Genomic DNA, 216 nt, shown 5'->3' with positions numbered 1-216 from the left:
CGCCAGGCTGGCCGCGATCTCGCCCAGGGCCAGGGTCACGCGGTCCGGCGCAATGTCGTACAGCTTCACCTCATAGCCGCCGGCGGCCACCACCTGAGCGATGCCCGAACCCATTTGCCCGGCGCCGATGACGGCGACTGTCCTGATCGTGGTCATGAATTACGCGAAAAAGGCGGTCCGCCAGGGACCAGTCGTCGGCACCTTAGGAGCCCGCTC

The 216-nt window shown here is 67.1% G+C and carries 1 protein-coding gene; it reads right to left on the bottom strand.

Translation table 11 applies throughout. The features are described 5' to 3' along the window. On the bottom strand, window positions 1-156 hold a 156-nt coding region (locus tag RRF55_RS29095; RefSeq protein ID WP_439419464.1), incomplete at its 3' end, for a 3-hydroxyacyl-CoA dehydrogenase NAD-binding domain-containing protein. Between the last annotated feature and the right edge of the window lie 60 nt (window positions 157-216).

The sequence above is a fragment of the Klebsiella sp. K47 genome, assembly GCF_051858335.1.
In the GTDB taxonomy this organism is placed as follows: domain Bacteria; phylum Pseudomonadota; class Gammaproteobacteria; order Enterobacterales; family Enterobacteriaceae; genus Klebsiella; species Klebsiella pneumoniae.
This window is presented reverse-complemented; position numbering and strand designations above follow the sequence as displayed.